This window comes from Halomonas sp. DP5Y7-2, assembly GCF_019802025.1.
In the GTDB taxonomy this organism is placed as follows: Bacteria; Pseudomonadota; Gammaproteobacteria; order Pseudomonadales; family Halomonadaceae; genus Halomonas; species Halomonas litopenaei_A.
On sequence record NZ_JAHVHY010000028.1, the window covers coordinates 1 to 638 of the forward strand.

At 64.1% G+C, this 638-nt stretch carries 1 protein-coding gene; it reads right to left on the reverse strand.

Features of this window, described 5'->3' with window-relative positions:
- The coding region (locus tag KUW18_RS19600; protein WP_222562198.1) for an Ig-like domain-containing protein at positions 1 to 638 on the reverse strand (638 nt) is incomplete at both ends.

Sequence of the window (638 nt, forward strand, 5' to 3'; positions counted from 1 at the left end):
GTGCTCGGGGAGTCATCCGGCACGCTGATGGTCGGGGTGGAGTCTTCCGCCACGGTGACGCTGAATACCGCGTCGCTGGTGTCACCATCGGCATCGGTGATGGTGTAGTCGATCAGCGCTTCGCCTTCGAAGCCCGGTGCCGGAGTAAAGGTCACATCCCCCGCGGCATTGATCGATACGCTGCCCTGGCTCGGGTCACGCAACGTTGCTGCGGTCAGCGTTGCCCCATCTACGCCCTGGGTATCATTGTCCAGCACGTTATAGGTGATCGGGGTGTCTTCCGCGGTGTTGGCACTGTCATTCACCGCAACCGGTACATCGTCCTGCACCTGGATGGTCAGGTCGGTAGAGGCTTCGTCGCCGTCGCTGTCCGTCGCCGTAATCGCGAACTGATCTGCCAGGTCATCGCTGCCGGTGCCCTGGCTGGTGTGATCCTGGGTACTGTCGTCGAGGGTGTAGCTCCAGCTGTAGGCGCCATCTGCTCCCACGCTAACGGTCAGCGTGCCGAAGTCGCCCACTACGGTGCCGCCAGCGGTGACGTTGACGCCGTTGATGACCAGTGAGGCCAGGCTGTCACCACCGGTGGTGATGGGCAGCGTGCCGCTGGTGGTCTGGCTGCCGTCGCCCGCGGCGCTGCC